Consider the following 9612-nt stretch of genomic DNA (forward strand, 5'->3'; position numbering starts at 1 on the left):
GTTCAAGAAGGGAACCGCGCCAAGGCACGGCCCCGAAGGGTGTTGTTACCGTGTGGCCTTGTTGCCACAGGGCGTGCGGGCTCAGCCCTTGCTGGACGCGGCGCTTACCTGCGGGCGGTAGCTGCGCTGCCAGAGGGTAACGAAGATCGCCAGATAAACGGCCCAGGTCAGCAGTTGCAAGCCAGCGGGTGAGGCATTGTAGCCAAACAGGGCGCGCAGGAAGGTACCAAATACCCCCTGATCGTCGAGAATGTGGCTGATGTCGAACACCGGCGTGGTCCAGAAAGTGATGATGTCTGCCGCCTGCAACATGTTGACGGCGGACGACAACAGACCTGCGGCGATGATGATGATCAGCAGCCCGGTCCAGCGGAAGAAGGGGGCCAGCGCCACCTTGCGGGTGGAGCGCAGCAGCCCCCACACCAGCGCGATGGAGACCAGCAGCCCCGCCAGCGCACCCATCAGGCCGGATTGCAGATCCACCCCTTGTCCCGAGTAGAGCAGGGCGGAGAAGAAGAGCACGGTTTCAAACCCTTCGCGCATCACAGCCAGGAAGGCAAGCAGCACCAGCCCAAACAGGTTGCCGCCATCGATGGCCGCATCGATGCGCGCCGTCATGGCTCCCACCTGGGATTTGGCCTGCTTTTGCATCCAGACTGCCATATAGGTGAGCACCAGAGTGGCAAAGATCAGGATCCCCGCCATCAGCAAATGGTTATAGCGCTCGCTCTCAAACTGGCTCACCACCACCTGGAACAGGAAGGCGACGATCAGGGAGGCGACAAGGCCGAGCCCCACCCCCAGATAGATGAACTTGTTGTAGCGGCTCGCCCCCAGCTTGGCGAGGTAGGAGAGGCAGATGCCGACCAGCAGGAAGGCTTCCAGCCCCTCGCGCAGGGTAATAAGAAAACTTGCAAACATCAGGATTGAGGCTCCGTAGCGGGTGTGACGGGAAGAGGCGGCAAGGTGAGTTGCAGCTGATTGAGTTGAAGTCGATTGAGCAGCACTATGGGTGGCTCCGGCAAGCTCGGCTCGGCGGCGCGCACCGCATCATTGACCCACTTGGGGTAGGTGCGGAAATTGAGTTTGATATCGGCCTTGAAGGGCCCTTGGGCATCTGCGGGGAGCGGCCAGGTTTCATCGCGCCAGCCATCGGCCGGAATGCGGGTATCTTCCAAGAGCTTGGCGTAGCGCCAGAACTTGAGCCCCACCGGCTTGCCCTCGGCATCGCCGAACACTTTTCTGAACAGTCGCGCATCTTCAGGGACAGCGCCATCCACCGGCTGGCCGCTGGCAAGCACCACCCTGCCGCTGGCGTCGGTGACGGTCAGCTCCAGCCAGAGTTCACGAAAATCGGCCACCCCGGTGGGCAGGGCGTGGCCTGCGCCGGTATTGGCGACCCGCACCACCAGCTGCTGGCTATCGGCTGCTTGGCCGATACGGGCAGAGAGGGGTTCGATCCGGGCCGAGAGCGTGGCGCTGGAGCGCAACAGGGCCAGACTCTCCTGCTCAAGGTCGGGATTGCGCAGCCCCACCAGCTGGTGCTGGGCACCAGTAAAGTTGTGGCGATAGAGCCGTGCCTTTATGGTGCCGTTTTCGGTGGACTGGCCCGCCACCGGCGCGCCGCCATTGCCCGGCTCCGGGTTCATGTGGCAGTCGATGCAGGTACGCCGCTTGGCGGGATCCTTGGCCTTGGCGAAGCTGGATTTTTCCCACTCGTCCCAGGTGTTGACGATATTGGCGCCGGTGCCCGGGGCAAACTCGTTGTGGCACGACTTGCACAGGGCCGCGTCGCGGTAGAAATCCTTCTGATAGGAAGCTTTGTGGGCCGCCGGACGGGCGTTGATCTGCCGCTCTGCCAGCCAGTGCTGGAGGCTGCCACCCGCGGCATCCTCGAACACATAGCTCTCGCGGTCTTTCAAATTCACGGTAAAGGCACTGTTGCCGCCCGCGTCTTCGACTTTGGTGATGCGATGGCAGAGCACGCAGCCGGTGCCTTCCTCAACCACAGGTTCGCCAGCCTTGTGGGCGGCAATCAGCGAGGCGCCGCCCTGCTCGAACATGTGGGAGCCCTTGGGCAGATCCGTCTGGCCTGTCATCACCTGCTGGGGCATGTGGCAGCCCTGACACCACTGGCCGAACGCTTCCCCTTCGGTTTCGCGGGCCAGCGCCTGTACCACCTTGTAGTAGGGGTGGGAGTTGCCCATCAGCCGGTGGTTGCTCTCGCTCCAGTCCGCAAACGCCTGTTGGTGGCAGTTCTGGCAGGAGGCGGAGTTGAGCCACTCTTTCGGGTGAGTGGTCGGCGCCTTGGCGGGATCCGTGCGCGGGGCATCGAGTCGCAGCCAGTTGGCGAGATAGGGGAGGTTGCCATCGGCGGTCACGAAAGCATGCAGATCCTCCATCATCGCCTTCACTTCCGGTTGTGGCTTGGCGGGGTCAACCGCCTCGGCGCCATCGCGGGTGTCATGGCCCATGCCGCCCTGGGTCTGCTGGGTCATGCGCAGGTATTCGCCGACAAAATCCCCCGCCACCATATTGGTGAGGTTGGCGTGGCCGTTGATGGCGTTGTCGCCGCTCTTCTGGCGATGAGCAGCCATCAGATAGCGGTTGGTGAAATTGAACCCATCCAGATGGCAGGAGTTGCAGCTCATCCAGTTGTCCCCCGCCATGGGGAAGCGTGCATTGGCGCCGTTGTTGCCCAGCGTGTTACCAAGATGGAACAGCCGCTCGCCGCGCTTGAGCGGTTCGGGGCGGGGATCTGTCTCTACCAGCTTGGCGAAGTGGGGCGTATCCACCGTCACGCGAGCGAAAGGGCCGCTGCCGCCGCTATTGAGACGGGTAAGATCCTGTCCCATGGCGTTGTGTACCAGAATGTGGTCGCCGTCTATAAACAAGTCCCGCGGGTTCTGGCCCGGCAGGTGGCGCAACAGCTGGGTTGCCTTGGCGCCCCCCTGAAACTTTTTGCGGCGGTGGCGGTTGTTGTTGGACTTGCCGCTGCGAGAGAGGTCAAACACCAGCAGATCTTCCGAGCCCGCCAGCGTCAGATAGACCCGCTTGCCGTCGGCGGCGAAGCGCGCGGCGAACGGGTTGGAGACAATCTGGCTGCGGTTGCCGACGCTTGGCAGATTGATCTGCAAAAAGAGCTGCTTTCTTTCATCTATCCGCTCTTTCTCCTCATCCAGATCGATGATGGAGACGGCCGGAAAGACGGTGCTCTGAAACTGGAAGGGGTGATCGAAGCTCCACAGCACATGGGGCAGCCAGGCTTCGCTGCCATCGGGGGAGAGGGCGATGCCATCGAGCAGGCGCGGCAATCCCTGGGAATCGCTTGGCGTATTGCTGTGGGTCTCGGCCAGGGTGATGAGCTTGGGCTTGGGCAGGGTGGTTTCGGGCAGGGAGGAGCCCTTGGCGCCGCTGCCCAGCTTGGCGAGATCATAGATGGCGAGCTGGCCTGTCATGGCGTGGGTCAGCAGCAGGCGATCGTTGTCGGTCAGGGCCAGCCCGCGCGGGCTCTCGGCGGTTTTTGTATCCAGCTGGAGGTCGCCTGCGGTGTCATAGGCTTGCAGGCGGCCTGCCTCAAACAGCGTGACCCAGAACCACTGCCGCTTGGGATCGAAGATGACCCCGTAGGGTCTATGGCCGGTGGGGATCGCCTTTTCCAGCTCGAGATCATCACCCAGCAGCAGCAACCGATCGCCGCTGTAGTCGGTGACCAGCAGATTACCGTCGTCTGCACGGGCAAGCTGGCGCAGATCGCCACCCAACTGCACCTCTTTCAGCCGCTTGCCGCTATCGCGTTCAAGTTGGGTAACCGAGCCTGCGTTCAGGTTGGCGGTGACGAGGCGCGGGGCGCTCCCCGCCTCATAGGCGAGCATTCCAGCGCCCATCTGCTGGGCAAACGCGAAGGGGCTGGCCAGCAGCAGGACGAGGGCCAGCAGGGGTGACAAACATGCACAAAGAGATGACTTCAACATGGGATCAGGAGCGCCATTTCAAGATGGTCCAGCGCCAGGCATGGCGCAGCACCAGAGGAGTTAACGCTAAAGCGCTCAGCCAGTGGGCCCAGCTGGCGAGGCTGCCCATGGCATCGCCCGGGGTGCCGTGCAGCACCAGCAACAGGCCGCTGGTCAGACAGACCAGCAGCAGGGCTTCGATAATCCGCCCTGTGGTGCGCAAAAAGGGCTTGTTGCTGCGGCTCAACAGGCTGCGATGAGAGAGCCAAAAAGCGCCAAACAGCAGCGGGAACAGGGTGAGCGAGAGCATCACATGTAAAAACAGATTCCAGCGCGCCAGCGACCAGAGCGGAGTCAGCGGTTCCCACAGCAGCAGGCCGGAGAAGAACATCAGATAGAGGGTGCCCTCGGCGGCCTGATGGTGATAGGCCAGCCACTGCCAGAATTGTCGGGGTGAGAGGGAAAGGCTTGTCATAAAGGCTCCAACGCCCGGGCGGTGCCGCCCGGGGGGAGCAAGTTTATAACGCAGTAAGAGTAATGAAAAGAGTTATCAATTGTATTGCTGGTGAATCAAGGCTGAACAAGCACAGTGATCAAGCCCGACTATTTATGATCTGCCATCCGCTCGGTTACGGCATAGATGAGTGCGGCGACCGAGAAGGCGAGAAAGACGATGACTGACCACTTCATCTCCACTTCATTGGTGATGCCATCTTCGAGGAAGGCTTTGAGCACCTCGACCCCGGCGATGGTGACCAGCGAGTTGATGACAATGAGCTTGAGGGAGGCAAAGTTGATCTTGCTAAGCCAGTTGTCGCCAATGGCTTCGCGTTGCTCCTGAGTCTGGATAAATTGCACATAGCCGCAGACCGCCACCAGGATCAGCATCTGGGCCACCAGCACGAAGTCCACCAGAGTCAGCACGCCGGTGATGAGGTCCATATAGTGGATTTCTATGATGTTGATGCAGAGCAGATAGAGCTGCATGGCAAACTTCACCATCAGCAGGGCCACGCACACCAGAATGCAGACGTAGAAGGGGAACATCATCAACCGGCTGCCATTGAGCATGAAATTGAATCGACGCATGAGAACTCCGATGTTGAAAATAGTGTGAGTATGACGTGAACAGCCAGCGAGGGATCACGCCTGTGGCGGCTCATTATGGCGGTAGCATCCTGCTTGCGCCCATAAAAAGTAAACGGGTTACCAATAAAAAGAGGGAGGCATAATGCCTCCCTCCCTGTTGAGTCCTGATCCCGCTTGGGGGACTCATATGTTCTTAACTGACCTGCATCAGAGTAAGAGGCTTATTCCCATTCGATGGTTGCTGGCGGCTTGCCGGAGATGTCGTACACCACCCGGGAGATACCGCTGATCTCGTTGATGATGCGGTTTGACACATGACCGAGGAAGTCATAGGGCAGATGGGCCCAGTGAGCGGTCATAAAGTCGATGGTCTCAACGGCGCGCAGGGCAATCACCCAGTCATATTTGCGGCCATCGCCCATCACGCCAACGGATCGCACTGGCAGGAACACCGCAAATGCCTGGCTGACCTGATTGTACAGGTCGGCCTTGCGCAGCTCTTCGATGAAGACCGCATCGGCACGGCGCAGGATATCGCAGTACTCTTTCTTCACTTCACCCAGCACGCGAACACCCAGACCCGGGCCCGGGAACGGATGACGGTAGAGCATGTCGTAGGGCAGGCCCAGCTCCAGACCAACGCGGCGTACTTCATCTTTGAACAGTTCGCGCAGCGGCTCGACCAGACCCATCTTCATCTCTGCCGGCAGGCCGCCGACGTTGTGGTGAGACTTGATGACGTGGGCCTTGCCGGTGGCACTGGCGGCAGATTCGATCACATCCGGGTAGATGGTGCCTTGTGCCAACCAGCGGGCATTTTTCAGCTTCTTGGCTTCGTCGTCGAACACTTCCACGAACACGCGACCGATGATCTTGCGCTTGGCTTCCGGCTCGGCTTCACCGGCCAGGGCAGAGAGGAAGCGCTCTTCAGCGGCAACCTTGATGATGTTGAGACCGAAGTGATCACCGAACATCTCCATCACCTGCTCACCTTCGTTCAGGCGCAGCAGACCGTTGTCAACGAACACACAGGTGAGGCGATCACCGATGGCACGATGCACCAGCATGGCGACCACGGAGGAGTCGACACCACCAGAGAGGCCGAGGATCACCTCATCGTCACCCACCTGCTCGCGAATGCGGGCTACGGCGTCGTCGATGATGGTGGCCGGGGTCCAGAGGCATTCACAACCGCAGATATCTTTGACGAAGTGCTCCAGCATGCGGGCACCCTGACGGGTGTGGGTCACTTCCGGGTGGAACTGCACGCCGTAGAAGCGCTTGGCTTCATTGGCCATGGCCGCATGGGGGCAGGTCGGAGTGCTGGCGATGGTGCTGAAATCGGCCGGAATGTCGGTGACCTTGTCACCATGGCTCATCCAGACATCCAGCAGGGCGTTGCCGTTGTCAGCGATGGCATCTTCGATGTTGCGCAGCAGGGCGCTGGTCTTGCCAGAGTCGCCCAGCACTTCCACCTTGGCGTAACCGAACTCACGCTCGGCGGAGGATTGCACCTTGCCACCCAGCTGCTCGGCCATGGTCTGCATGCCGTAGCAGATGCCAAATACCGGTACACCGGCGTTGAACACATACTCGGGGGCGCGCGGGCTGCCCGCTTCGGTCACGGATTCCGGACCGCCGGAGAGGATGATGCCGTTGGGATTGAATTCGCGGATCTGCGCTTCGGTGACATCCCAAGCCCACAGTTCGCAGTAAACGCCGATTTCACGGACACGGCGGGCGATAAGCTGGGTGTACTGAGAACCGAAATCCAGGATAAGGATACGGTGTTCGTGAATATTTTTAATCATGTTATTCCTGCATCAGGCGGATGTTTAACAAAAATCACGGGGATAAAAACGGTGACAAAACGGGGCCGTAGCCCCGTCTTGATCAGCCCATCCGATAGTTGGGGGCTTCTTTGGTAATGGTCACATCGTGGACGTGGGACTCTTTCATCCCGGCGCCGGAGATGCGCACGAACTCAGCCTTGGTGCGCATGTCGTCGATGGTGGCACAGCCGGTCAAACCCATGGAGGAGCGCAGGCCGCCCATCTGCTGGTGGATGATCTCTTTGAGGCGGCCCTTGTACGGCACGCGACCTTCGATCCCTTCCGGCACCAGCTTGTCAGCGGCGTTATCGGTCTGGAAGTAGCGGTCGCTGGAGCCCTTGGACATGGCGCCCAGGGAGCCCATGCCACGGTAGGATTTGAAGGAGCGACCCTGATAGAGCTCGATTTCGCCCGGCGCTTCTTCAGTGCCGGCAAACATGGAGCCCACCATGACGCAGCTGGCGCCAGCGGCGATGGCCTTGGCCACGTCACCAGAGAAACGGATGCCACCATCGGCAATCACCGGAATACCGGTGCCTTCCAACGCTTCAACGGCGTCGGAGATAGCGGTGATCTGCGGCACACCCACACCGGTCACGATACGGGTAGTACAGATGGAGCCCGGGCCGATACCGACCTTGACCGCATTGACGCCAGCCGCGACCAGCGCCAGTGCGCCAGAGGCAGTGGCGACGTTGCCACCGATGATCTGCAGCTCAGGATAGGCATCACGGGTTGCCTTGATGCGATCCAGCACGCCCTGGGAGTGGCCGTGGGAGGAGTCAATCAGCAGCACATCCACACCGGCTTCCACCAGCGCAGCAACGCGCTCTTCGTTACCGGCACCGGCACCGACAGCCGCGCCCACCCGCAGACGACCCTTGTCGTCTTTACAGGCGTGCGGCTTGCGCTCGGCTTTCTGGAAGTCTTTAACGGTGATCATGCCCTTGAGTTTGAAGTCCGCGTTCACCACCAGCACTTTTTCGATACGGTGCTTTTGCATCAGGGCAACCACCTCTTCGCGAGGGGCTCCTTCACGGACGGTGACCAGGCGATCTTTCTGGGTCATGATCTGTTCGACGGTCTGGGAGAGATCAATCACGAAGCGCACATCACGGCCGGTGATGATACCGACCAGCAAGTTGCCCTCGGTCACCACAGGGTAACCGGCGAAGCCGTTCTTGTGGCTCAGCTCCTTGACCTGGGCGATGGTCATGTCAGGGCGTACGGTGACGGGGTCAGAGACCACACCACTTTCGTACTTCTTGACCTTGCGCACTTCGGCAGCCTGCTGCTCGATGGACATGTTCTTGTGGATAAAGCCGATACCGCCTTCCTGGGCCAGTGCGATAGCCAGACGGGCATCGGTTACTGTGTCCATGGCAGCGGAAATCATAGGGATATTCAAGCTGATAGAGGAGGTCAGCTGGGTACGCAGATCGGCAGTATTGGGAAGAACATCGGAGTGGGCGGGAACCAACAATACATCATCGAAGGTCAACGCTTCTTTGGTAATCCTGAGCATGGCAATATCTCACCGTTGAGGAAGTGGGGGTGTAAAATATTGCCGACGAAGTTTACTGACCGATCGGGTGTTGGTAAAGAAGTTTTTTTGATTTTTTATGGTCTAGCCGCACTTTAGGTCGCCAACAGGCTAAAAAACCAAGATTATCCCTCCTGAAATGGCCGTTTTGATGAAAAAGAGTGAAGCAGTTGCTGTTTTATACAACATCCATATCGTCAGCAGACATCCGCTCAACGTGTCTCGCCCCGAGGTTTGCGTCATCACATCCCCGACCATCGACATGGCGCCATCGCCCCAACCGCGCTGGGTCGGCACAGATCCGGGCCACACAGATGCAGCTTGCCATCGTGGCCGGATGAGTGTGCTCAGATCACATTTTCAACCCGTTAATTGACCATAAAACGACCGATCTCAGGTGGTCATACCACCAAAGCACCTCTGACCGGTGAGCAGTGGCTTTTTTTGGGTTCAGTGGTGGTTCCGTGATACGGACAGTGCATTTGCCGTCAGGCACATCATCAACCAGATCAAGGGTCTGGCAAGCCGGTGCCATCAGCGCTGCCGCCATCTCCCCATAACCCACCAATCGACATACGTGGCGCACGCCAGGGGCGGTCACTTGTGCAAAAAATGTAAAAATAGGCCATTACCGACACTTTTTTGTGTTCAATCGTTTGCGTGAAAATTTACGTTTAACGGTGAGGGCTTGATGTCGTCTCTGACTCGTTGTTCTCGATCAGGGAAATCGATATGTTGCCCATAGATAGCTGTGGCGGGTGCTCTGTCTGAAAGGTGGGCGTCCCAATTAGGGTTACTGGCTAAGTGGGGCAAGGTCTTTAGCAAGGCGGCCTCCCAGGGCTCTTCCGTTGGCTGCTACTCCGCCAGCAACGAAGCGGATCTGGTGCAGTGCATTGCCAATGCCTTCGGTTACTCCGAGCAGGTACTGATCGAGAAAGCGGTCAAGCCGCGTGAGGTGGAAGTGCCCCACTTCTCGCGCATCGACTTCTTCCTGACCGACGAGGGGGAGATCCTGCTCAACGAGATCAACACCTTCCCGGGCATGACCTCCATCTCCATGTTCCCGAAACTGCTGGAGCATCACGGTCACAACTTTGCCGACTACCTTGAGCAGATCCTGCGCAAGGCCAGCTAAGTGCGCTCTCCCGTTCGCGGGATGAAGAACGACCCAATAAAAAAGGCTCTGTCCCAATTA

6 protein-coding genes and 1 pseudogene are annotated in these 9612 nt (G+C 59.3%); 1 reads left to right on the forward strand and 6 read right to left on the reverse strand.

The features are described from left to right. Nucleotides 1-81 precede the first annotated feature (81 nt). The 6 genes from CF137_RS06880 to guaB form a co-directional block, all read right to left on the reverse strand. Entirely contained in the window at nt 82-921 is an 840-nt protein-coding gene (locus CF137_RS06880; RefSeq protein ID WP_139718479.1) for an FTR1 family iron permease, read from the reverse strand. Further along, nucleotides 921-3974, reverse strand: a complete 3054-nt coding sequence (locus tag CF137_RS06885; RefSeq protein WP_139718480.1) for a YncE family protein — start codon at nt 3972-3974, stop codon at nt 921-923. Before CF137_RS06885 ends, CF137_RS06880 begins: the two co-directional genes overlap by 1 nt. Nucleotides 3975-3978: 4 nt before the next feature. Further along, on the reverse strand, nt 3979-4428 hold the full coding sequence (locus tag CF137_RS06890; protein ID WP_139718481.1) for a hypothetical protein: 450 nt from the start codon (nt 4426-4428) through the stop codon (nt 3979-3981). 128 nt (nt 4429-4556) lie between these two features. After that, nucleotides 4557-5042, reverse strand: a complete 486-nt coding sequence (locus CF137_RS06895) for a YqhA family protein (protein ID WP_068978476.1) — start codon at nt 5040-5042, stop codon at nt 4557-4559. A 221-nt stretch (nt 5043-5263) separates the two neighbouring features. Beyond that, the gene (gene guaA / locus CF137_RS06900; protein WP_139718482.1) at nt 5264-6853 is read right to left on the reverse strand and encodes a glutamine-hydrolyzing GMP synthase; all 1590 of its coding nucleotides are present in this window, start codon (nt 6851-6853) and stop codon (nt 5264-5266) included. Nucleotides 6854-6935: 82 nt separating this feature from the next. After that, nucleotides 6936-8399 (reverse strand): IMP dehydrogenase, encoded by a 1464-nt coding sequence (guaB, locus tag CF137_RS06905; protein ID WP_042022475.1) that lies wholly within the window; start codon nt 8397-8399, stop codon nt 6936-6938. Nucleotides 8400-9222: 823 nt separating this feature from the next. On the opposite strand from guaB, the pseudogene CF137_RS06910 reads away from it, so the two are divergent. Then, nucleotides 9223-9552: pseudogene (locus CF137_RS06910) on the forward strand (D-alanine--D-alanine ligase A); the annotation flags it as partial. Between the last annotated feature and the right edge of the window lie 60 nt (nt 9553-9612).

The sequence above is a fragment of the Aeromonas sobria genome, assembly GCF_006243315.1.
GTDB lineage: Bacteria > Pseudomonadota > Gammaproteobacteria > Enterobacterales > Aeromonadaceae > Aeromonas > Aeromonas sobria_A.